Source organism: Halomonas fontilapidosi (assembly GCF_014192285.1).
In the GTDB taxonomy this organism is placed as follows: domain Bacteria; phylum Pseudomonadota; class Gammaproteobacteria; order Pseudomonadales; family Halomonadaceae; genus Halomonas; species Halomonas fontilapidosi.
The window spans coordinates 74,601-96,584 of record NZ_JACHXQ010000012.1 but is presented as its reverse complement, the minus strand read 5'-3'; the positions used below and the strand labels follow the sequence as shown (position 1 = coordinate 96,584).

The following is a 21,984-nucleotide window of genomic DNA, read 5'->3' as shown; positions in this document are numbered from 1 at the left end:
CCTGCGAGGAAGGCGTATTCTACGTGATCGGCGCTCGATGTCAACCCTGTGTGGCGCTTTGAAGAAGCGAAGCGGGTGACCGAACTCTCAACTCGACGAAGCGATTTGAGTGCCGATTCAGAGCCCTCAGCTGATCCAGAAAAAGCCGTCAGCGGGTCTCTGTCACGAGTGGCGAGCATTCTACCGAATGCGGCGAGTTCGTCAAGCGAGAATTTTCAAAGCGTTTCAAAAAACCCAAATGGAAACAAGCACTTCTGCCACTATTACCGCCTGCAACGTTTGCCCGTCGCCGGCAGCGGATGCGTACTTTACGGATTCTCCCGGCAGGGCGCAAGCCCCTCCGCAGAGAAAATGTCACGCCGGTGATCACGGCGTGACGATCCCGTGACAGTTGGGCCGCGGGAGCCGGCCCGTCTCGACTTCCGTCCACACCCCTTAGCCGCCACCGCCTGTGGATGAATTGATGCTCGGGCAGAAACAACGACGCCCGCGCGAGGCGGGCGGCGTCGAGCATGGCCGATCAGGCTCAGTCCTTCGTCTATGAATGCTTAAGCTTGCGCATCAGCGCCATCGCCGGCCCGGAGATCACATAGGTACCGAACAGCAGCAGCAGCATCACCGAAGGCTCGATGGAGATCACCACGAAGCCCAGCACGATGGCCAGCAGAAAGACGAAGGGCACCGGCCCCTTAAGGTCCACGTCCTTGAAGCTGTAGTAGCGGATGTTGCTGACCATCAGAATGCCTGCGGCGCCCACCACGAAGAGCATCAGCAGCTTGAAGCCGAAGGCATCGGCATCGAAGCTGTGAAAGGTCCAGACACTGGCCGCGACCAGGGCCGCCGCCGAGGGGCTGGGCAGACCGATGAACCACTTCTTGTCGACGCTGCCAATCTGCACGTTGAAGCGCGCCAGCCGCAGCGCAGCGCAGGCCACGTAGAGAAATGCCACCACCCAGCCGGTCTTGCCGATGTCCTGCAGGATCCAGATGAAGGCCACCAGACCGGGCGCCACACCGAAGGAGAGCATGTCGGAAAGGCTGTCGTACTCGGCACCGAAGTCGCTCTGGGTGTTGGTCAGGCGCGCCACTCGGCCGTCCAGGCCATCCAGCACCATGGCAATGAAGATGGCGATGGATGCCGTGGTGAAATCGCCATTCACGGCAGCCACCATGGCGAAGAAACCGGAGAAGAGAGCGGAAGTGGTGAAGAGGTTCGGCAGCAGGTAGACGCCCTTGCGCCGCACCTTCCTGCCGCCCTCCTCGGCCTCCTCGATGACCTCTGATTCGCGCATGAAGGTGCTCGCCAGGTCCTCGTCGCTTGGTTGATCCGGCTCTTGCTCGCTGTGGTGCGAATCCCGATTCATCTGTCTCTTCCATCGGCTGGGTGTCGGCCCATTCTACACACAGAGCAGCCGAGGACTCACGGCGGCTAACATCAGGAAAGCCCCAGACGCAGCGAGGGCGCGGAAACCCGCGCCCTCGCGTCAGCCGGAACGGATCGGCAGATCAGTTCTTGGACTTGTCGACCAGCTGGTTGGCCGCGATCCACGGCATCATGCCGCGCAGCTTCTCGCCGACCTGCTCGATCGGATGCTCGGCGTTCAGGCGGCGACGCGCGGTCATCGAGGGATAGTTGCTGTTGCCCTCGTTGATGAACATCTTGGCGTACTCACCGGTCTGGATGCGCTTGAGCGCATTGCGCATGGCCGCGCGGGACTGCTCGTTGATCACCTCGGTGCCGGTCACGTACTCGCCATACTCCGCGTTGTTGGAGATGGAGTAGTTCATGTTGGCGATGCCGCCCTCGTACATCAGGTCGACGATCAGCTTGAGCTCGTGGAGGCACTCGAAGTAGGCCATCTCCGGCTCGTAGCCTGCCTCGGTGAGGGTCTCGAAGCCGGCCTTGACCAGTTCCACGGCGCCGCCGCACAGCACGGCCTGCTCGCCGAACAGGTCGGTTTCGGTCTCGTCCTTGAAGGTGGTCTCGATGATGCCGCTGCGACCGCCGCCGATGGCCGCCGCGTAGGAGAGCGAGAGCTCCTTGGCGTTGCCGGAGGCGTCCTGGTGGATGGCGATCAGGTCCGGGATGCCGCCGCCGCGCACGAACTCGGAGCGCACGGTGTGGCCCGGGGCCTTGGGCGCGATCATCACCACGTCCAGGTCCTGGCGCGGCTCGATCTGGTTGTAGTGGATGTTGAAGCCGTGGGCGAAGGCCAGGGTGGCACCCTGCGCCAGGTGGGGTGCCACCTGGGTCTCGTAGATCGCCTTCTGGTTCTCGTCCGGGGCCAGTATCATCACCACGTCGGCGTTCTTGCTGGCGTCCTCGACGGAGGCGACCTTGAGGCCGGCGGCCTCGGCCTTGGCCGCGGAGGAGGAGCCTTCGCGCAGGGCGACGGTGACGTCGACACCGGACTCCTTGAGGTTGTTGGCGTGGGCATGGCCCTGTGAACCGTAGCCCACGATGGCGACCTTCTTGCCCTGGATGAGGGAGAGATCGCAGTCCTTGTCGTAGTAGACGCGCATAAGGGGTGCTCCTGAACGTAGTCGCGTGGAATCGAGGTCAGCGTTGATGGCCACCCGCGCCGTCTATCGCGGCGCTGGGATGCGTTGCAGCCGATGGCGTCACCTTACGCCAGCCCTCGCGTTGCGTAAAACGCGATATTTGCAATGTCACATCCCGAAATATGCAATACTGCCGACATGGACATGCGCCCCCTCAAGCACTTCCTCGCCCTGGCCGAGACCCTGCACTTCGGCCGCGCCAGCGAGGCCTGCCACGTCAGCCCCTCAACACTCTCGCGCACCATCCGCCAGCTCGAGGAGAGCCTAGGCGTGCGCCTCTTCGAGCGTGACAACCGCCATGTGGTGCTGACCCGCCAGGGGCGCAGTTTCCAGGCCTATGCACGGGACACCCTGGAGGAGTGGGAACGGCTGCGCCAGTCGCTGATGCGCGAGGCGCGCACCCTCACCGGCGAGATCAGCATCTACTGCTCGGTGACCGCCAGCTACAGCTTCCTCTACGAACTGCTCAGCGAGTTCCGCACCCACCATCCCGGCATCGAGCTCAAGCTGCATACCGGGGATCCGGCCCAGTCCCTGCCGCGGGTGCTGGCCGGCAACGAGGACATGGCGATCACCCCGCGGCCCCGCCAGGCGCCCGATGCGCTGGCCTTCAAGTCGCTGACCCGCTCGCCGCTGGTGTTCATCGCGCCCCACGAGGCCCACGACTGGATTCCTGCCACTCCCGAGTCGCCCTCTGCCGAGCAGTGGCGTGAGGTACCGATGATCCTCTCCGAGGCCGGCCTGTCACGCCAGTTCAGCGACACCTGGTTTCGCGCGCTGGGGGTGGCGCCGCGGATCTACGCCCAGGTAGCGGGCCATGAGGCCATTGTCAGCATGGTGGGCCTGGGGTTCGGCGTCGGCGTGGTGCCACGCATCGTGCTCGACGCCAGCCCCCTGGCGGAGCGGGTCAGGGTCCTGCCGGTCAAGCCGGAGCTACCCCACTACGACGTCGGGCTCTGCGTGCTCGAGCGACGCCTGAAGAGCCCGCTGATCGCCGCCCTCTGGGACGAGGTCGCGGAGCGCTGAACCAGCATCTCAGAAGACACGAAGGCCGCCCCGAGGGGCGGCCTTAAGAGTGCAGCGTATACGGTTGGGGCGGTGATTTACGTCTCGAGCGAGCGCAGTCGTCAATCAGAGGGACAGCACCTTGTCGCCGCGTGCTATTCCCGACACCCCGGTGCGCGCCACCTCAAGAATGCCGACTGGCGCCATGGCCTGCAGGAAGGCGTCGAGCTTGCCGGCATCACCGGTGATCTGCACCGTGTAGAGGCTCGGCGTCACATCGACGATCTGCGCACGGAAGATATCCACGGTGCGCTTGACCTCGTCGCGGGCCGCGCCCAGCGCCTTGACCTTGACCAGCATCAGCTCACGCTCGATGTGGTTGCCCTCGGTGAGATCCACCAGCTTGACCACGTCTATCAGCTTGTTGAGATGCTTGGTGATCTGTTCGATTACTCGGTCGTCGCCCACGGTGGTCACGGTCAGCCGCGACAGGCTCGGATCCTCGGTAGGCGCCACGTTGAGCGTCTCGATGTTGAAGTTGCGCTGCGAGAACAGCCCCACCACGCGTGACAGGGCGCCCGGCTCGTTTTCCATCAGAATCGAAATGATATGGCGCATCAGGTCCGCTCCGTCTTGGAAAGCAGCATGTCACGCATGGAGCCAAGGGGCACCTGCATCGGATAGACGTGCTCGTTCGGGTCGACGAGAACATCGAGGAACACCAGCTCGTGCGTGTCGGCAAAGGCGCGCTCCAGTGCCGGCTCGAGATCTGCCAGTGTCTCCACCCGCAGCGCGGTGAAGCCATATGCTTCGATCAACTGCTGGAAGTCGGGCAGCGACTCCATGTAGGAGTGCGCATGGCGAGACTTGTAGTTGAGGTCCTGCCACTGACGCACCATGCCCAGCGAGGCGTTGTTGAGGTTGACGATCTTTACCCCGCCACCAAACTGCTTACAGGTCGACAGCTCCTGCATCATCATCTGGAAGCTGCCCTCGCCGGTGACGCAGATCACCTGCTCCTCCGGGAAGTTGTGCTTGATACCCATGGCGGCCGGGAAGCCGAAACCCATGGTGCCAAGCCCGCCCGAGGTGATGAAGCGATTGGGCTTGTCGAACTTGTAATACTGGGCCGCGAACATCTGGTGCTGACCCACGTCGGTGGTCACGTAGGCCTCGCCACGCGTCGTCCGGCACAGCGCCTCGATGACTTCCTGGGGCTTGATCGCCTCGCCGGGCTTCGAGGGCTCATAGAGCTTGTCGCGGCGCTCATCGCGCCAGCCATCGATCTGCTTCCACCAGTCGCCCAGCGCCTCGGGATTGGCGATCTCCTTGCCCTGCACCAGGCTGATCATCTCGTTGATCACGCTGCCGGCCGGACCGACGATGGGCACGTCGGCGCGCACCGTCTTGGAGACCGAGCTCGGATCGATATCCACATGGACAATCTTGGCGGTCGGGCAGAACTTCGAGGTGTTGTTGGTGACGCGGTCGTCGAAGCGCGCCCCGATGGCGATGATCAGGTCGGCATGGTGCATGGCCATGTTCGACTCATAGGAGCCGTGCATGCCCAGCCAGCCCAGGCACTGAGGGTCGCTCTGCGGATAGGAGCCGATGCCCATCAGGGTGGTGGTGATGGGAAAGCCCAGCCGCTTGACCAGATCGGTCAGCCCCTCGCTGGCGTTGCCGGTGACCACGCCCCCGCCGGTGTAGAAGACCGGGCGCCGGGCCTTGAGCATCAGTTCCACGGCCTTCTTGATCTGGCCGGTATGGCCGCGGGTCACCGGGTTGTACGAGCGCATCTTGACCTTCTTCGGGTAGACGTACTCGTAGCGTTCGGTGGGCGCGGTCATGTCCTTGGGAATATCCACCACCACCGGCCCCGGCCGGCCGGTCGCGGCCAGGTAGTAGGCCTTCTTGAGGACTTCCGGAATCTCGGTCGGGTGGCGGATCGAGAAGCTGTGCTTCACGATTGGCCGGGTCACGCCGACGATGTCGGTCTCCTGGAAGGCATCGTCGCCGATCAGATGACTCATCACCTGGCCACACAGCACCACCATGGGAATCGAGTCCATGTAGGCGGTGGCGATGCCGGTGACCGCGTTGGTTGCCCCGGGACCAGAGGTCACCAGCACCGTGCCCGGCTTGCCGGAAGCCCGCGCGTAGCCGTCAGCCGCGTGGGTGGCCGCCTGTTCGTGGCGCACCAGGATGTGCTTGACCTTGTCCTGACGGAACAGCGCGTCATAAATATGCAGCGCCGCCCCCCCGGGATACCCATAGATATATTCGACGCCCTCATCCTGGAGGAAGCGGGCAATCATGTCTGCGCCGGAAAGCAGTTCCACTGACGTATCTCCCCTGGAGGTCTCGAGTGCGATCCGTGTCCACCGCGTGGACACGTGGTCGAGTGCGGCGGTATGCCGCTGCCGGCCGTGCCGGCACCTGATGCCAAACCCTGGCAAATAGCCCTGTTGGGGCCTGCACTCTCATTCGGGAACGGTGGTGCACTGCAACGTGAACCAGCCGTTCCCTTCACGGCGGTTCACCGCGTCGGGGGCGTTGGCCGACCCGGGCGGTTGGCCCGGATTCGGAAGTCCTTCGGCGGGTAGAGGCGCTCGGCCCACCCTTCGCGCGGTAATGGGGGATTGCCCGCTGTCGTCCGCGCCCGTATCAGGAAGGGTCAAGATTCCATTAGCACTGTGGAAGTGTCAACCGCGGAAACAGCATGGGTAGCCCATGAAGGGCCATCCGGCAAGGCCGAAGGCGTTATCTGGGTCGCGAAAAAAAACCGTCCACTCGCAAGGAGGGACGGGCTATGGGGTTACGACAGGGCGCAACCTGAAACCAGTAGTATAGACCCTTGCCGCCCGGCAACCGGGCGGCAAGGGTCGTGCTCAGCTCTGGAACACCAGCTGGTCGCCTTCCGCCTCCACCTGGATGACGTCGCCCGGCGAGAATTTGCCGGCCAGCAGATCCTGAGCCAGCGGGTTCTCGATGCGGCTCTGGATCGCCCGCTTGAGCGGCCGAGCGCCATAGACCGGGTCGAAGCCCGCCTCGGCCAGCAGCGCCATGGCGGCCTCGCTGACCTCGAGGCGCAGGTCGTGCTCGGCGAGACGCCCGCGCAGGCGGTCGAGCTGGATTTCGGCAATGGCCTGGATCTGCGTCTGGCCGAGGGCATGGAAGACCACCACCTCATCGATGCGGTTGATCAGCTCGGGACGGAAGTGGTCGCCAACCACCGCCATCACCATCTCCTTCATCTGCGCATAGTCCTGGTCCACATCGCCACTGTCGCTACCGCCCATGCGCTGGATGATGTCCGAGCCCATGTTGGAGGTCATCACGATCACGGTGTTGCGGAAGTCCACGGTGCGACCCTGGCCGTCGGTCAGGCGGCCGTCCTCCAGCACCTGCAGCAGGATGTTGAAGACATCGGCATGGGCCTTCTCCACCTCGTCGAGCAGCAGCACCGAGTAGGGCTTGCGGCGCACCGCCTCGGTCAGGTAGCCGCCCTCCTCGTAGCCGACGTAGCCGGGAGGCGCGCCGATCAGTCGCGCCACGGAGTGCTTCTCCATGAACTCCGACATGTCGATGCGCACCATGGCCTCCTCGGTGTCGAAGAGGAAGCTGGCCAGCGACTTGCACAGCTCGGTCTTGCCCACACCGGTCGGGCCGAGGAACAGGAAGGAGCCGTTGGGCCGATGGGGATCGGCAAGACCGGCACGCGAGCGGCGCACGGCGTTGGCCACCGCGGTCACTGCCTCGTCCTGGCCGATCACCCGCTCATGCAGCGCTTCCTCCATGCGCAGCAGCTTGTCGCGCTCGCCCTCGAGCATCTTGGCCACCGGGATGCCGGTCCAGCGCGAAACCACCTCGGCGATCTCCTCCTCGGTGACGTTGGAGCGCAGCAGCTGGTGCTGGGAGGTATCGGCCTCGGCCTCGCTGGCCTCGGCAATCTTCTTCTCCAGATCGGGAATCACCCCGTACTGGATCTCGGACATGCGCGCCAGATCGCCCTGACGACGCGCCTGCTCCAGGTCGATGCGCGCCTTGTCGAGGGCATCCTTGAACTGCGCGGCGCCCTGGATGCTCGCCTTCTCGGCTTTCCAGATCTCGTCGAGGTCGGCGTACTCACGCTCCAGATCATCGATCTGTTCCTGCAAGCCCTCGAGCCGCTTCTTCGAGGCCTCGTCAGTCTCCTTCTTGAGGTGCTCGCGCTCCATCTTCAGCTGGATCAGCCGGCGGTCGAGGCGATCCATCTCCTCGGGCTTGGAGTCGAGCTCCATGCGGATGCGCGAGGAGGCCTCATCGATCAGGTCGATCGCCTTGTCGGGCAACTGGCGGTCGGTGATATAGCGGGTCGAGAGCTTGGCCGCGGCGATGATCGCGCCGTCGGTGATGTCGACGCCGTGGTGCACCTCGTAGCGCTCCTTGAGGCCCCGCAGGATCGCCACGGTATCCTCCTCGCTGGGCTCGTCGACCTGCACCTTCTGGAAGCGACGCTCCAGGGCAGCATCCTTCTCGATGTACTTGCGGTACTCGTCGAGGGTCGTGGCGCCCACGCAGTGCAGCTCGCCGCGGGCCAGCGCCGGCTTGAGCATGTTGCCGGCATCCATGGAGCCTTCGGCCTTGCCGGCGCCGACCATGGTATGCAGCTCATCGATGAACAGGATCACTCGGCCCTCTTCCTGGGCCAGCTCCTTGAGCACCGACTTGAGGCGTTCCTCGAACTCGCCGCGGAACTTGGCGCCGGCCAGCAGCGCGCCCATGTCCAGCGACAGCACGCGTTTTTCCTTGAGCCCTTCCGGTACCTCGCCGTCGACGATGCGCTGGGCCAGCCCCTCGACGATGGCGGTCTTGCCCACGCCCGGCTCGCCGATCAGCACCGGATTGTTCTTGGTGCGCCGCTGCAGCACCTGGATGGTACGGCGGATCTCGTCGTCGCGGCCGATCACCGGGTCGATCTTGCCGCTGGCGGCGCGCTCATTGAGATCCAGCGTGTACTTCTCCAGCGCCTCGCGCTGGTCCTCGGCATTGGGGTCGTCGACCTTCTCGCCGCCGCGCACGCTGTCGACGGCGGTTTCCAGCGCCTTGCGGGTCACACCGGCCTGAGTGAGAAGCTTGGTCACCGCATGGCCCATCTCCAGCGCGGCCAGCAGCACCAGTTCGCTGGCGATGTACTGATCATCGCGCTTCTGGGCCTCGCGGTCGGTAAGGTTGAACAGCTTGATCAGATCGCGGGAGGGCTGCACTTCGCCATCGAAGTTGGCGACCTTGGGCAGCTCGTCGAGGTGGCCCACCAGGCCATCGCGCAGGCGGGCAGCGTCGCCGCCCGCCTTCTGGATCAGCGCCTTGACGCCGGTATCGGTGGCATCCAGCAACGCCAGCAGCAGGTGGCCCGGCTCCAGCTGGTTATGGCCGCGGCCCACCGCCAGCGACTGGGCATCGGCCACGGCGTTCTGCAACTTGGCAGTAAACTTGTCGAATCGCATTTCTTTCCTCCATCGGGGTGACGGCGCGTTCGGACGCACCGTTTGGCCCTGTCAATGTGTCTTGACGATATCAATGGAGTCAGCGTGGCTGGCTTTCAAGTCGGCGGCCAGGGAAAGGGCGCGGGGAGTTGACGCTGATCAAGCAGGTAAGGGGCAAGGGGCAAGGGGCAAGGGGCAAGGGGCAAGGGGCAAGGGGCAAGGGGCACATCAGCAGGGTGCCCCGGGAGCCGGGACCAGAGAAAGGGTTTCCTTGTCACTTGCTCCTTGAACCTTGTAGCTCGCTTTAGCGCAACCAGATCACGCTGGCCATGCGCCCGGTGACGCCGTCATCGCGGCGGTAGGAGTAGAAGCGGGGTTCGCAGGCGGTACAGAAGTGGCCGCCACTGATATGCGAGACGCCCAGGCGCTCGAGGCGCAGGCGAGCCAGCTTGTAGAGGTCACCCATGTAGTGGCCAAGCCGGTAGGGGCTGGGGTCGAAGGCCGCCCCGGCCTCCGGGTGTACGCCGACGAAGGCCTGCTGCACCTCGGGACCGACCTCGAACTGGGCGTTGGAGATCGCCGGCCCCAGCCAGGCCATCAGCTCCTCCGGCGGCAGGCTCATCGCCCCCACGGTGGCCTCGATCACTCCGCCGGCCAGCCCGCGCCAGCCGGCATGGGCCACCGCGACCCGCTCGCCGCGCCGGTCGCAGAGAAACACCGGCAGGCAGTCGGCGGTGAGCACCACACAGGCATAGTCACGATTCATGGCCACGGCGGCGTCGGCCTTGGGGCGGTTGCGAGCGTACTCCTGCTGCACCCGGGCACCGTGCTCCTGGTCGAGCCACAGCAACGGGCGGCCGTCGCCGACCTCCTTCTCGAGCTGACGACGACACAGCGCCACATGGTCCGGGTTATCGCCCAGGCCATCGGCGGGGTTGAAGGCGGCGAAGGGCCCCTGACTGGGGCCGCTTTCGCGCGTGGTGACGAAGGCGCCCACGCTCTCCGGCGCCGGCCAGTCGGGCAGGATCGGAGTCGGGCGCAGGTCGAAGGTATCGCTCATCACAGGGTCCTTAGCACGGAGGCCTTAGCGCATGGTCTCGCGGTCTTCGCGCAGGAAGTCGAGCAGCATCAGCAGGTCATCCGGCAGCGGCGCGCGGAAGGTCATCCGTTCGCCGCCGGCAGGGTGCACGAAGGCTAGCTTGCGAGCATGCAGCGCCTGGCGCGGGAACTCGCGCAGGATCTCCTTGAGGGTCTCGCCGGCGCCGGCCGGCAGCTTCAGGCGCCCGCCGTAGACCGGGTCGCCGATCAGTGGATAGCGCGCATGGGCCATGTGCACGCGGATCTGGTGGGTGCGGCCCGTCTCGAGCCGGCAGCGCACATGGGTATGGGCACGGAAGCGCTCCACGACCCGGTAGTGGGTCACCGCCGGCTTGCCGGAGGCGTTCACCGCCTGGCGCTTGCGGTCGCGCGGATGGCGGCCGATGGGGGCATCCACGGTGCCGCCGGCGGTCATCACGCCGACCACCACGGCATCGTATTCGCGCGATACCGTGCGCGCCTGGAGCTGCTCGACCAGGGCCGTCTGGGCGGCGAGGGTCCGCGCCACCACCATCAGCCCGCTGGTATCCTTGTCCAGACGGTGCACGATGCCCGCCCGGGGAATAGCGGCCAGCTGCGGATCATGATGCAGCAGGGCATTGAGCAGGGTGCCGTCGGGGTTGCCGGCGGCAGGATGCACCACCAGGCCCGGCGGCTTGTCGATCACCAGCACCTCGTCGTCCTCGTACACCACCGTCAGCGGGATGTCCTCGGGCTCGAAGCGGGTGTCGTCCTCGATCTCGGCGGCCAGCGCCAGCGCCTCGCCACCGTAGACCTTGTCCTTGGGCTTGGCCGGCTGGCCATCGAGGGTCAGGGCGCCGCTCTTGATCCAGGCCTTGAGCCGCTCCCGGGAAAAATCGGCGAAGAGTTCGGCGGCGGCCTGGTCGAGACGCGCCCCCGCCATGCGCTCGGGAACGCGATGATGTGCTTCGAGGGTCTGGGACATGAGTCGGAGAGGGCTCCCTGCGCACCGAGCGCGATGACTGCGTTTCGCTGCAAGGTGCTTTATAGTGGGCGGATATCGGCCGATTCTACCACGGCCATCCGGGTTGTTAGACACGAGGATCACGATGCGCGTTATCAGCTCCCCCGCCCGCCTGGCGTCCCTGCTGCTGGCCGGCGTCCTGCTGGCCGGCTGCGCCAGCACCGATTCCCAGGAAGACGAGCTCGACGGCGTTGCCGAGCGCCAGCTCTACCAGGAAGGGCGTGAGGCCCTGGAGGATGGCCGCTACACAACCGCGGTCAACCGACTCGAGGCCATCGATACGCGCTTTCCCTTTGGCGAGCATGCCGAGCAGGCACAGCTCGAGCTGATCTACGCCTACTACCAGACCGACGACTGGGAAAACGCCCGGGCCGCCGCCAGCCGCTTCATCCGCCTGCACCCGGATCACCCCCAGGTCGACTACGCCTACTACATGCGCGGCCTGGCCGCCTGGCAGGCCGGACGCTTCAGCCTGGAACGGCTGCGGCTGATCGACATCTCCAAGCGCGACCTAGGGGCCACCCGCGATGCCTACTCCGACTTCCGCGAGCTGATCCAGCGCTTCCCGAACAGCCAGTACGCCCCGGACGCCCAGCAGCGCATCGTCTACCTGCGCAACGTGCTGGCGCGCCACGAGCTGCATGCCGCCGACTTCTACCTGCGCAAGGGCGCCTATGTGGCGGCCGTGGAGCGCGGCCGCTGGGTGATCGAGCACTACCCCCAGTCCGCGGCCACCCATGATGCCCTGGCGATGATGGTGGAAGGCTACCTGGGCCTCGGGATGCGCGACCGCGCCCGCGAGACCCTTCAGGTGTTGATCGACAACGCCCCGAACCACGAGCGCCTGCGCGGCCGCACCTTCCGCCCGCAGCACGTCGAGGCCGAGTCGCTCTCGGTCTGAGGCCCCGCGCCAACGCCGCCAACGCCGCCGCCGCGCCCGTCAAGCAGGGCGCGGGGCGGCCCGAACGCCATGACGACAGCCTCTTCCTCGACACGCTACATCCGTCGCCTGCACCTGCGCATCCGCTCCCTGGCCGCGCTGGGCATCCTGACCACCGCCCTGCTGGCCGGGCTGGTCACCGCGCTGCCCTTCTATCATGCCGCGCGCAGCAGCATCGAGCACATCAGCCAGCTCGGCGCCAACGCCCAGGCGGAGGCCCTCCACCATCAGCTCAAGCGCTATCAGGATATCACCCGACAGCTCACCGGCCGCACGGAGATCCGCCGCCGCCTCGCCGCCTATGCCCGCGGAGAGGTCTCGCGGGACGCGCTATCGGCGTTCACCACGCCGCGCCTGGCCGATGCCATGGCCCAGGCACCGGACATGGCCGGCCTGATCCGACAGGGCCCCGACGGCGAGCTGATCTCGCGAATCGGCAAGGTCCCGGACGACGTGACGCCCTCACACACCCCGCAAGATGGCTACCCGTGTCGGCTCTACCTGCTCGCGCAGGGCGATGTGCTGGTGCAGAGCTGCTCATCGATTGTGTCGCCGGAAGGAGAGCGCCTCGGCCGGGATATCGTCTTCTTCCAGGCCGAGCCACTGCTGGCCCTGCTGGCCGATACCCAGCGCTTCGGTGAAGATGCCAGGATGCGGCTGCGCACCGCCAGCGGCCAGCAGGAACTCACCCTGGGGCCGCAGGGGCGAGTCGTCGAACGCGTCGACTCCCCGCAACGCCGCGAGGAGACGCTTCACGTCACCCTCAACGCCCCGCTGGGAGAGCAGGACTGGCAACTGCTGGTCACGATACCCTCGCAACGCTTTCGCAACGAAGCCCTGCAACTGCTGCTGTGGCCGGCGCTGGCCATTCTGCTGCTGGCCCTGACAGGCTCCTGGATCGTCAGCCGCGCCCTCCAGCCCCTGCTGGCCCGGGTAGACCGGCAGGCCCATGAACTGGAGAGCTCACAACAGAAGCTTCGCCTGGCCGCCAGCGTCTTTCGCAGCGCTCACGAGGCGATTGCCATCACCAGCCCGAGCCATACCATCATCGATGCCAACCCAGCCTTTGCCAGCCATCTGGGCTACTCCGCTCAGGCGCTGATCGGGCGGCCGATGAAGGCCCTGCTGGCCTGGAACACCGACAGCTTGGCGCGGCTGAAACATGGCCTGCAGCAGCTTGAGCAGAACGGGTCCTGGCAGGGTGAGGTCCGCTACCGCTGCGCCAACGGGGATACCCTGGTGGCGCTGCAGACCGTCAGTGCCGTGCGCAACGGCAACGGCGAAACGCTGCGCTATATCCATATCTTCAACGATGTCACCGAGCAGAGAGCCGCCGAAGAGATGGTGCGCCACCAGGCACTTCACGATGAACTCACCGGCTTGCCCAACCGCGCCCAGCTCGAGCATCACCTGGACAGGGCCATTCGCCAGTCGAGCCTCACCAACAGACTGTTGGCGGTATTCTTCATGGACCTGGACCACTTCAAGGCGGTCAATGATACGCTCGGCCACCAGGCAGGCGACACGCTCCTGCAGGCCGTCAGCGCACGCCTGCTGGCGAACCTGCGCGCCGAGGACATGCTGGCCCGCCTGGGCGGTGACGAGTTCGTGATCGTGGTGGACTCCCTTCACGCCGCCGATAACGCCACCAGGGTGGCCGCCAATGTCGTCGAGGCGCTGACAACCCCCTTCACCATCAACGGCACCCCGGTGACCATCGGCGTCTCGGTCGGCATCGCCCTCTACCCGAACGACGGCAACACCAGCGAAACCTTGCTCCAGGCGGCGGATGCAGCGATGTACCGCGCCAAGGCTGCCGGACGCAACACCTGGTGCTTGTACTCACCGCCGGCCTTGCCGAAAACCTGAGAAATAGCCCTGAGGGTCAATCCTGGTGCGATGATCCAGCGAAAAACCGGCACTGCTTGTGGCAGCACCGGTTTTCTTCAGGCTTACAGCGTCAAGCTTCCCGCTTATTCCCCCGGCTGCCAGCCGTTGACGATGGGGTAGCGGCGATCGCGGCCGAAGCCGCGGCGGGTCACGCGCACGCCCACCGGCGCCTGACGCCGCTTGTACTCGCAGCGGTCCACCAGCTTGACCACCTTGTAGACGTCCTCGTGGTCGAAGCCCGCCTCGATGATCGCCTCGGCGCTCATGTCGCCCTCGATGTAGCGCACCAGGATGGCGTCGAGCACGTCATAGCCTGGCAGGCTGTCGCTGTCCTGCTGATCCGGGGCGAGCTCGGCGGAGGGCGGGCGCTCGATGACCCGCTCGGGGATCGCCGGCGACTGGCTGTTGCGCCAGTGTGCCAGGCGATAGACCCAGGTCTTGTAGACATCCTTGATGGCGTTATAGCCGCCTACCATGTCGCCGTAGAGGGTCGCATAGCCCACCGCCATCTCGCTCTTGTTACCGGTGGAGAGCACCATCAGGCCCTTCTTGTTGGAGATTGCCATCAGCAGCACACCGCGGCAGCGCGACTGCAGGTTCTCCTCGGTGGTGTCGCGCTCGGTCCCGGCGAAGCTCTCGGCCAGGGTGGTCATAAAGGCCTCGACCATCGGCTCGATGGGCAGTACCTCGTAGCTGACACCCAGCAATTCAGCCTGCTCGGCGGCGTCCTGCTTGGAGATATCCGCCGTGTAGTGGTAGGGCATCATCACCGCATGGACCCGCTGCGGGCCGAGGGCATCCACGGCGATGGCCAGCGACAGCGCCGAATCGATCCCGCCGGAGAGTCCCAGCACCACGCCCTGGAAACCGCTCTTGTTGACGTAGTCGCGAAGGCCGGTGACCAGTGCGCAGTAGAGGTTATCCTCGGGCTCGACGTCTTGCTCGGTCTCACCCGGCTGGGGCACCCAGTGGTGGGCGTCGCGCACGAACTGCACCGGCATCAACCCCACCGCCCAGTGGGGCGCCTGCACCATCAACTCGCCCTTGGCATCGACGCAGGCCGAGCCGCCGTCGAAGACCAGTTCGTCCTGGCCGCCGATCTGGTTGACGTAGACGATCGGCAGCGCAACCTCGCGGGCCCGCGCCTCGAGCAGCGCGAGGCGCTCGGCGGGCTTGTCCTGGTGAAAGGGCGAGGCATTCAGGGTGACCAGCACCTGGGCCCCGGCATCGCGGGCCTGGCGGACCGGCGTCTCGCTCCAGATATCCTCGCAGATCAGGATGCCGAGCTTTACGCCCTTGTGCTCCACCACCAGCGGCTGGCTGCCTTTGGCAAAGTAGCGCTGCTCATCGAACACTTCATAGTTGGGCAGCGCCTGCTTGGCGTACTCGTCGAGCCACTCGCCGTTATGGAGCACCCCCGCCAGGTTCCAGTTCTCGCCTTCGCGGCGCCCCGGATAGCCGACAATGACCATGACGTCGCGGGCCATCTTCTCGGCCATGTGAGCCCGGGCGTGGCGCAGGCGGGTTTCCATGGAGGGGCGCAGCAGCAGGTCCTCCGGCGGATAGCCGGTCAGGAAGAGCTCGGGCAGCACCACGACATCGGCGCCATGCTCGATGCGTGCCTCACGCACGGTCTCAATGGCGAGGTCGGCGTTGCCGGGAATGTCGCCGACTAAGGGGTCGAGCTGAGCCATCACCAGGGTCAGGTCTTGCATGGGCTTGGAAATCTCTCGAGAATCGATGGATATTCGCCATTGTCCCGCAAGGGCGACCGAGTGGCAAAGCCGGCCACCCTCATCTGGGAGTCCCCAAAGGAATGAACCTGTTGCTGATTCGCCTGATCATCTTCGCCGTGCTGTTCTTCGCCGGCCTGAAGCTCTACCGCATGTACCGCGAGTGGAAACTGGACCGCGAGGGCCCGCAGCAGGCGGGCGACGCCGAGGGCAACCGCATGGTGCGCTGCAGCTGGTGCCAGGTTCACCTGCCCGAGGACGACGCCCTGCGCGAGCGCGGCGACTGGTTCTGCTCCAGCGACCACCGCGACAAGTACCTGGCAGAAAGGAAAGACGAGAAGAAGGACGCGCAGCAGGAAGAGAAAAAGCAGGAAAAGGACGACTGACGAACGACAAAGGGCCGGAGTGAATCCCGGCCCTTTCTTCCCCCTCCCCCTCGACCGAGGGAAATTTCGTCGCTGTTACACGTCGATAACCTACAGCCCTTGTCGGCAATCGCCTACAGCGCAGGATCCACGCCCGGCTAGCCTGAAGAAAAGACCCACCTAACAGGCCACCGCCGGGAGGGCATCATGCACCCTGCTGCCCGCTTTGCTTCTCGTCGCACCTCTCCCTCCCGCCAGCATGGCCTGACGCTGATCGAGCTGCTCGTCACCATTGCAGTGATCGCCATCATGGCCACGGTCGGCTTGCCCAACTTCCAGCAGTTCACAGCCCGTAATGAGGTCGCCGCCGAGGTGATGCGGATCAGGACGGCGCTGGCACTGGCGAGGAATACGGCGGTGACGCGGCGAACGACGATTTCCGTCTGCTCAAGCCCCGGGCCCGATCACGACAGCTGCACTTTTGATGACTGGTCGAATCCGTGGGTGATTGTGGAGGGTGAAGCATCAGGAGGTGACCTGACCGGAGACAGCTTATTGAGGGTTCTTGACGACCCAACAAGGACCGTCAGCTTCAATCGGGATGATCGCCCCGTGCGCTTCTCACCGCTAGGCCGATCCAGCGGTTACAACGGCACCTTCAGCATATGCCATGTCTATAACGAAACTGCTGCTGTCATCCTCAGTAACATGGGAAGGGTCAGGACTGAGGCCGAAAGCACTGATTGCTGAGAAGAGGAACGCCAGCCAAGTGAAAAATTTGGTTGGCACACATGCATCCCATTGCGACTCAAGCACCTTATTAAGCCTCGCCCGCTGTAAGATTATCCTCGTCACTGGGGCTCTCAAGCTCCATCCATCCCTCAAGGCGCCCAGAAACAGCAACTGGAATCCGCCCTGTTTCTCTTGCTTCAAAAATAATACCGCCTTTGATGTCAATTTCTAGCCCAGCAACAACAGCCCCATAGATATGCGAGCCACCATTTTGCGTAAAACTGCCTTCCGACCAGAATGAAGCATAGGTAGGCCGATAGTCTTCTGGCCCTTTGGGATCAGTTGAACCATTCAATACGATATTTCCACCGGAAATCAAAAACGCATCATCGCCGCTTTCATCTAGAATAGAAAGCTGGCCATTATGGATAATATCGCTAACGGCCATAACGGTAACCCCGCTAAAATCATTATTCGCCGTCAAAACTCCGGGGCAGAAAAAAACGTGGTCGCTATCAGGACTCCCGAATTCATTGTCAGGCGGCACAAGTTCAGCACCCGATGTTGTGCAATCACCATTATTATCATGAGGCAGGATTGTTACATCAGACTCGCTATCCGCTACCACCTGCCATAAGGAACCACTAGCTTCATAGTCGCTAGCCAGCAGGTAATCGCTTTTGAACGTATTGATTGCGTCTAGCGCCGAAGGCACTTCCTGTTTCGGTGCTTTAGATGCAGCACAAACCACATTTTCACACTCCCCTGAATCGGCGTAGCTAACGCCGCTAGCAGTAACAGTACCGTTTGCAGTCACAGAACCTTCTGATACCAGCCTATCCTCTTTTTTCCCAGTAGCTTTGATGCTAATATCAACATCTGCATTAGAATGAATATTCCCAATGATCTGAGAATTCCCTGTGATGTTAATGTTTTGATTGGAAAGCATGCTGTGTATATAATCAAATCCGGGAGGAACAATTTCAACTCGTAACCGCCTCGCTGAAACTTCCACTCCATCAGAGTCAAAAACAACACCTCGACTGAAGCCGAGCACATGCCCATTGGAGCTATCACAAGTCATCAATGCCTTGTATCGCAAATTCAGATCACCGCCCGTGACGGCCTGGGAGTAAGAGTAGCCTCCGCCCTCAGAAGTAGAGAAATCAGTGCCGGATAAAGAAGCAGAGATGTCGTCGCAGAAAGGTGACCCTGGTGAATAAGAATATGCCAGAACCGAACTCAACATATTGTTAACACCAGCCTCGGCTGCCTGAAGCGCACTAACTGAGAAGCGGTGATTCCCTGCCATCCGCTCTTCCATCTGTGATGACTGATAGCTAGAAATCCCGAGAAGTGCAGCCACGACTAAAACTGCAAGGCTCATAACAAGAGCTAATCCATTCTGCCTTTTCATATATCGCCCTTCCATTTATCTAAACTATACCTTGTCACTTCCACTACTTTCACTGCTGGTCTCTCCCCCCGTTTCACTTCCGGTCGTTTCCCGGACTCACCAGCGCCTGCTTACTCACCCCATAGCTCTAAGGCTTTACCTACGGAAGAACGATTGGCAACCTGAAAGCTGAAAGTTTCGGGGGGAAGTCGATTCCTGTCATCGACCATTTCTACTTCAACCCTTATCCCCAAACTTGAGGGAAGATAAAAAAAGCGTATTGAACCTACTCCAAGGACTATCGGTTCAGCAATTCCATCATCAGGAAATGCGGTGGCTCCACATGCCTGATTCATCTTGATCGACCCATCGGAGGCAAAATACTTAACTTTATACTCCACATCGGAGGAGCAAATAGAATTATCTTTATCAAAAGACAGAACCAACTGCTCATTAGTACTCAATATTGTCCCAGCACCGTCAACAAACTCAGTGTAGGATGCACTCCTGATATCATAGGAAATGGTATCAACCAGAAACCTGAGAGAAGATTGGCGTTCAGCAAGTGCTAGTTCATGATCAAATGATTTTTTCCCTGCTAGAAATAGTTGAAAGGCACCTAGAGTAACCAGAAGCCCTATAACTAGCGCTATCATCAACTCGACGAGGGAAAAGCCTTGCTGGCTTAATTTTTTACACATTACACACACCCCTCATCAGAACGATCAAGCGTCAACTCCAATCAAGCTTGCGACATAGACCAGTTCGGACACATCCTCATCGCCAAACCTCTCATCTTCCCACTGAACGGTTATGGTGTACTTGCATGCTACCGAACCATCTTTCACTACGGTCTGTGTCCCGGATGAGCCATCACTATCCATCACCAGGCTAGGAATGGATTTTTCCCATTCTTTATGCCACTGAAAAAGGATAGTCTCTGAGGTAGGTGGAACTGTAGCTGTGGCCTCTGGACAGACAATAGAAGCCGGAGCACCGCGCCCAAGCTCTACCCAGAGCCTTTCCACCATGTCTTGAGCTGCAATAGTTGCAATTGACCTTTGGTAAGCCACATGGGCGCTTTTCATGGCTTTCACCTGCATCATGGCGAGCCCAAGCAAACCAATAGAAAGCACCAACAAGGCAACCAAGGCTTCTATCAATGTAAACCCACGCGTCTTGAAGGACTGTCGTCTGAGCATTTCAATCTGCCTTGTCTATGTTGCCTGCCGCATTAACTTTCAACTTTGAGCCACCAACCAAAAACTGACAGGGGGAGACGAGGCTATCCGTATTTTTACATTCCGCCAACCGGCCCAACGGGCTAAAAACCACCGTAATACTATCAACAGCAACTTTCCCATCCTTTGACTCAATATTCCGGATCACAACATCGCCGACATCAAGAGTCTTATCTTCATTGACATCTTGCGCAACTGTCACCACCCACTTACCCGAAGAGCTTTCCACATCAACCAGAATGCTTTCTCGCCTCTTAACAGCTTCACTTCTCGCATAATGAAATCCTGACAGCACTTTATTGAACTCGGCAGCCTGGCGGTTACTAGCGATAAAACTCTGAAAGCTTGGCACAGCAATCGTTGCCATAATGACAATTACTGCTATGGTGACCAGAAGTTCTATTAGGGTAAAACCATGGCTATTTTTTTTCATCACCAGCACTCACCTGGGTCTCCAGATAGGTTGCCATCAGTATCTGTGCCATCTCCAGACCCTTTTACACCATCGCTTTTCACCCACAGAAAATCACACCCATCGGTTACAGGTTTTGTTGGGGAACTCGCCCTCAACACAAAAGACGATTTTTCCGAAACAGTCCATGCACTCCCATCGGAATTGACTAGCTGAATTTGTGAATACGCTTCATCTGGAGACTTTGTTGTAACGAGGCATGATGCTAAATATGCACTATTCACCGTATAACAGCGCTCCATTTCCTGAGCAGCCTGCATCAATCCGGATTGACCATCCGAGACCCGAGCTCGCTCCACGTAACCCTGATAACTTGGTATGGCAATCGACGCCAGAATCCCGATCACGGCTACCGCAATCATCAGTTCGATGAGCGTGAAACCGGCGGAGCGCCGGGTGCTGCCTGAAGGGGCCTGGGGCCTGGAACGGGGGCTTATGTGGGCCACGCGGTGCGTCTCCCTGCGAGTCAAGGTATTTGTTTCAGTATGTATCAAGATGTGGCGTTCCGATAGGGTGGGGGCTCAAAAATGCCATGCTCCGCGAATGAGGGCTGCTCAGGGGCCGGCCTTGACGGGCGCTGTTGGCGTGAAGGGGCCTGAGTCCGTGGACATTCCAAGGGGAGCACGAACTGCCGCCTGGCGGCGGCACCATCGCTGCGCGCGAGAGCGCTAGGCAAGCTGGGACGCGCGCTCCTGCAGGGAGCACGCAATCTGCCCTCGCTGCGCGATGGATCGCGCTGCAAGCAGTGCTCCCATCATGGCTCCCCGCACCGCACCATCATTTCTCGATGATTGGTGCTGCTCGCCAGTGGACTGGACAAGGCGCGCCCACGGTCCGCTGCCCTCTTGCGCCCGGTGCGCTGGCGCTTACCGGGCCTACGGCCTCTTTAGCAACACGCCGCCGACAGGTCCCTGCCGGCGGCGTTTTAGGTTTCTGCGCGTCGGAGGAGACGCTACTCGCTGGCGATGACGCGCTCGCGCAGTTCGCGGGGCATCGAGAAGGTGATGGTCTCTTCGCGGCCGGCGAGCTCTTCAGGGGCCGTGGCGCCAAGCGCCTGCAGCCGCTCGATCACGCCCTTGACCAGCACCTCAGGAGCGCTGGCGCCGGCGGTGATGCCGATGACGTTGACCCCTTCCAGCCACGCCGGGTCAAGCTGTTCAGCGCTGTCGACCAGGTAGGCCGGCGTGCCGACCCGCTCGGAGAGCTCACGCAGGCGGTTGGAGTTGGAGCTGTTGCGGCTGCCCACCACCAGCACCAGGTCGGCGCCGTCGGCCAGTTCGCGCACCGCGTCCTGGCGGTTCTGGGTGGCGTAGCAGATATCGTCCTTGCGCGGACCCTGGATCTCGGGAAACTTGCTACGCAGGGCGTCGATCACCCGGGCGGTGTCATCCATCGAGAGCGTCGTCTGGGTGACAAAGGCCAGCTGGCTCGGGTCCTTCACCTCGAGCCGAGCCACATCCTGCTCATCCTCGACAAGGTAGATCTGGCCGCCATGGGACGTGTCGTAGCGCCCCATGGTGCCCTCCACCTCGGGGTGACCCTCGTGGCCGATCAGGATGCACTCCTGGCCACGGCGAGCGTAGCGCAGTACCTCCAGGTGCACCTTAGTCACCAGCGGGCAGGTGGCGTCGAACACCTTGAGGCCGCGACGCTCGGCTTCGGCCTGCACGGCACGCGAGACGCCGTGGGCCGAGAAGATCACGATGACGTCGTCGGGCACTTCCTCGAGCTCCTCGACGAACACCGCCCCGCGCTCACGCAGGCTGTCGACCACGTAACGGTTGTGCACCACCTCGTGGCGCACGTAGATCGGCGGGCCGAACGCATCCAGCGCGCCATTGACGATATCGATGGCGCGGTCGACGCCGGCGCAGAAGCCGCGCGGGTTGGCGAGCCTGATCTGCATGGAGTTAGCTTGCATGATTGCCTTGCCTTGATGCTCTTGCATCGATAACAAATTAGGGCGCCGTGGTGGACCGGCCCCTTGGGGTCAGACCCCGGCCAAGCCACCTGGCCCGGTATGGTGCACTACTCCAGCGATGATACCTTCCGCCGGGGTCTGACCCCAAAGGGGCCGCTGCAAGCCGAGGCGCCGGAC

General features: G+C 62.5%; 19 protein-coding genes. 5 read left to right on the top strand and 14 right to left on the bottom strand.

Annotated elements, in window-relative coordinates; translation table 11 throughout:
- Positions 1-538 precede the first annotated feature (538 nt).
- Positions 539-1,363, bottom strand: coding sequence for a CDP-diacylglycerol--serine O-phosphatidyltransferase (gene pssA / locus FHR95_RS15195; protein WP_183315035.1), 825 nt, complete (start codon positions 1,361-1,363; stop codon positions 539-541).
- Between the two features lie 142 nt (positions 1,364-1,505).
- Positions 1,506-2,522: a ketol-acid reductoisomerase gene (gene ilvC, locus FHR95_RS15190; RefSeq protein WP_183315034.1), complete on the bottom strand. Its 1,017-nt coding sequence runs from the start codon at positions 2,520-2,522 to the stop codon at positions 1,506-1,508.
- A gap of 177 nt (positions 2,523-2,699) precedes the next feature.
- Here ilvC and ilvY point away from each other — a divergent pair, with 177 nt between their 5' ends.
- Positions 2,700-3,587, top strand: coding sequence for an HTH-type transcriptional activator IlvY (gene ilvY, locus FHR95_RS15185; RefSeq protein WP_183315040.1), 888 nt, complete (start codon positions 2,700-2,702; stop codon positions 3,585-3,587).
- A 105-nt stretch (positions 3,588-3,692) separates the two neighbouring features.
- Here the strand turns inward: ilvY and ilvN are convergent, their stop codons facing one another.
- The 5 genes from ilvN to rluD form a co-directional block, all read right to left on the bottom strand.
- On the bottom strand, positions 3,693-4,184 hold the full coding sequence (gene ilvN, locus FHR95_RS15180; RefSeq protein WP_040183026.1) for an acetolactate synthase small subunit: 492 nt from the start codon (positions 4,182-4,184) through the stop codon (positions 3,693-3,695).
- Positions 4,184-5,908 carry an acetolactate synthase 3 large subunit gene (locus FHR95_RS15175; protein WP_040183027.1) on the bottom strand — a complete coding sequence of 575 codons (1,725 nt, stop codon included), beginning with the start codon at positions 5,906-5,908 and terminating at the stop codon, positions 4,184-4,186. Before FHR95_RS15175 ends, ilvN begins: the two co-directional genes overlap by 1 nt.
- A 549-nt stretch (positions 5,909-6,457) precedes the next feature.
- A complete protein-coding gene (gene clpB, locus FHR95_RS15170; RefSeq protein ID WP_040183028.1) occupies positions 6,458-9,055 on the bottom strand; it encodes an ATP-dependent chaperone ClpB in 2,598 nt (865 codons plus the stop codon).
- A gap of 283 nt (positions 9,056-9,338) precedes the next feature.
- Positions 9,339-10,094 carry a peptidoglycan editing factor PgeF gene (pgeF, locus tag FHR95_RS15165; protein WP_183315033.1) on the bottom strand — a complete coding sequence of 252 codons (756 nt, stop codon included), beginning with the start codon at positions 10,092-10,094 and terminating at the stop codon, positions 9,339-9,341.
- A gap of 24 nt (positions 10,095-10,118) precedes the next feature.
- A complete protein-coding gene (gene rluD / locus FHR95_RS15160; protein WP_183315032.1) occupies positions 10,119-11,078 on the bottom strand; it encodes a 23S rRNA pseudouridine(1911/1915/1917) synthase RluD in 960 nt (319 codons plus the stop codon).
- Positions 11,079-11,202: 124 nt separating this feature from the next.
- Here rluD and FHR95_RS15155 point away from each other — a divergent pair, with 124 nt between their 5' ends.
- Positions 11,203-12,018 (top strand): outer membrane protein assembly factor BamD, encoded by an 816-nt coding sequence (locus FHR95_RS15155; RefSeq protein ID WP_183315031.1) that lies wholly within the window; start codon positions 11,203-11,205, stop codon positions 12,016-12,018.
- Between the two features lie 69 nt (positions 12,019-12,087).
- Complete coding sequence (locus tag FHR95_RS15150) at positions 12,088-13,926, top strand: sensor domain-containing diguanylate cyclase (protein ID WP_183315030.1); 1,839 nt, start codon at positions 12,088-12,090, stop codon at positions 13,924-13,926.
- 104 nt (positions 13,927-14,030) lie between these two features.
- On the opposite strand, the gene FHR95_RS15145 is transcribed toward FHR95_RS15150, so the two are convergent.
- Positions 14,031-15,662 (bottom strand): NAD+ synthase, encoded by a 1,632-nt coding sequence (locus tag FHR95_RS15145; protein WP_183315029.1) that lies wholly within the window; start codon positions 15,660-15,662, stop codon positions 14,031-14,033.
- Between the two features lie 101 nt (positions 15,663-15,763).
- On the opposite strand from FHR95_RS15145, the gene FHR95_RS15140 reads away from it, so the two are divergent.
- Positions 15,764-16,066: a PP0621 family protein gene (locus FHR95_RS15140; protein WP_183315028.1), complete on the top strand. Its 303-nt coding sequence runs from the start codon at positions 15,764-15,766 to the stop codon at positions 16,064-16,066.
- Between the two features lie 186 nt (positions 16,067-16,252).
- Positions 16,253-16,795, top strand: a complete 543-nt coding sequence (locus tag FHR95_RS15135; RefSeq protein WP_183315039.1) for a GspH/FimT family pseudopilin — start codon at positions 16,253-16,255, stop codon at positions 16,793-16,795.
- Between the two features lie 70 nt (positions 16,796-16,865).
- Here FHR95_RS15135 and FHR95_RS15130 read toward each other — a convergent pair whose 3' ends face one another.
- The 6 genes from FHR95_RS15130 to ispH all read right to left on the bottom strand — a co-directional run bounded on the left by FHR95_RS15130 (position 16,866) and on the right by ispH (position 21,807).
- Entirely contained in the window at positions 16,866-18,194 is a 1,329-nt protein-coding gene (locus tag FHR95_RS15130) for a pilus assembly PilX family protein (RefSeq protein ID WP_183315027.1), read from the bottom strand.
- Positions 18,195-18,304: 110 nt separating this feature from the next.
- A complete protein-coding gene (locus FHR95_RS15125) occupies positions 18,305-18,874 on the bottom strand; it encodes a PilW family protein (protein ID WP_183315026.1) in 570 nt (189 codons plus the stop codon).
- A gap of 24 nt (positions 18,875-18,898) precedes the next feature.
- Positions 18,899-19,375 carry a type IV pilus modification protein PilV gene (gene pilV / locus FHR95_RS15120; protein ID WP_183315025.1) on the bottom strand — a complete coding sequence of 159 codons (477 nt, stop codon included), beginning with the start codon at positions 19,373-19,375 and terminating at the stop codon, positions 18,899-18,901.
- Position 19,376: 1 nt separating this feature from the next.
- A complete protein-coding gene (locus FHR95_RS15115; protein ID WP_246378630.1) occupies positions 19,377-19,847 on the bottom strand; it encodes a GspH/FimT family pseudopilin in 471 nt (156 codons plus the stop codon).
- Complete coding sequence (locus tag FHR95_RS17315; protein ID WP_343065235.1) at positions 19,847-20,332, bottom strand: type IV pilin protein; 486 nt, start codon at positions 20,330-20,332, stop codon at positions 19,847-19,849. Before FHR95_RS17315 ends, FHR95_RS15115 begins: the two co-directional genes overlap by 1 nt.
- A 506-nt stretch (positions 20,333-20,838) precedes the next feature.
- Positions 20,839-21,807 carry a 4-hydroxy-3-methylbut-2-enyl diphosphate reductase gene (ispH, locus tag FHR95_RS15105; protein WP_082042465.1) on the bottom strand — a complete coding sequence of 323 codons (969 nt, stop codon included), beginning with the start codon at positions 21,805-21,807 and terminating at the stop codon, positions 20,839-20,841.
- Positions 21,808-21,984 lie beyond the last annotated feature (177 nt).

Coding starts and splice junctions, on each gene's coding strand:
- FHR95_RS15115 (WP_246378630.1), bottom strand. CDS start 19,847: ATGAAAAAAAATAGCCATGGTTTTACCCTAATAGAACTTCTGGTCACC.
- ilvC (WP_183315034.1), bottom strand. CDS start 2,522: ATGCGCGTCTACTACGACAAGGACTGCGATCTCTCCCTCATCCAGGGC.
- FHR95_RS15155 (WP_183315031.1), top strand. CDS start 11,203: ATGCGCGTTATCAGCTCCCCCGCCCGCCTGGCGTCCCTGCTGCTGGCC.
- FHR95_RS15140 (WP_183315028.1), top strand. CDS start 15,764: ATGAACCTGTTGCTGATTCGCCTGATCATCTTCGCCGTGCTGTTCTTC.
- FHR95_RS15145 (WP_183315029.1), bottom strand. CDS start 15,662: ATGCAAGACCTGACCCTGGTGATGGCTCAGCTCGACCCCTTAGTCGGC.
- ilvN (WP_040183026.1), bottom strand. CDS start 4,184: ATGCGCCATATCATTTCGATTCTGATGGAAAACGAGCCGGGCGCCCTG.
- FHR95_RS15125 (WP_183315026.1), bottom strand. CDS start 18,874: ATGTGTAAAAAATTAAGCCAGCAAGGCTTTTCCCTCGTCGAGTTGATG.
- FHR95_RS15135 (WP_183315039.1), top strand. CDS start 16,253: ATGCACCCTGCTGCCCGCTTTGCTTCTCGTCGCACCTCTCCCTCCCGC.
- rluD (WP_183315032.1), bottom strand. CDS start 11,078: ATGTCCCAGACCCTCGAAGCACATCATCGCGTTCCCGAGCGCATGGCG.
- pssA (WP_183315035.1), bottom strand. CDS start 1,363: ATGAATCGGGATTCGCACCACAGCGAGCAAGAGCCGGATCAACCAAGC.
- ispH (WP_082042465.1), bottom strand. CDS start 21,807: ATGCAAGCTAACTCCATGCAGATCAGGCTCGCCAACCCGCGCGGCTTC.
- FHR95_RS15130 (WP_183315027.1), bottom strand. CDS start 18,194: ATGAAAAGGCAGAATGGATTAGCTCTTGTTATGAGCCTTGCAGTTTTA.
- pilV (WP_183315025.1), bottom strand. CDS start 19,375: ATGCTCAGACGACAGTCCTTCAAGACGCGTGGGTTTACATTGATAGAA.
- pgeF (WP_183315033.1), bottom strand. CDS start 10,094: ATGAGCGATACCTTCGACCTGCGCCCGACTCCGATCCTGCCCGACTGG.
- ilvY (WP_183315040.1), top strand. CDS start 2,700: ATGGACATGCGCCCCCTCAAGCACTTCCTCGCCCTGGCCGAGACCCTG.
- clpB (WP_040183028.1), bottom strand. CDS start 9,055: ATGCGATTCGACAAGTTTACTGCCAAGTTGCAGAACGCCGTGGCCGAT.
- FHR95_RS15150 (WP_183315030.1), top strand. CDS start 12,088: ATGACGACAGCCTCTTCCTCGACACGCTACATCCGTCGCCTGCACCTG.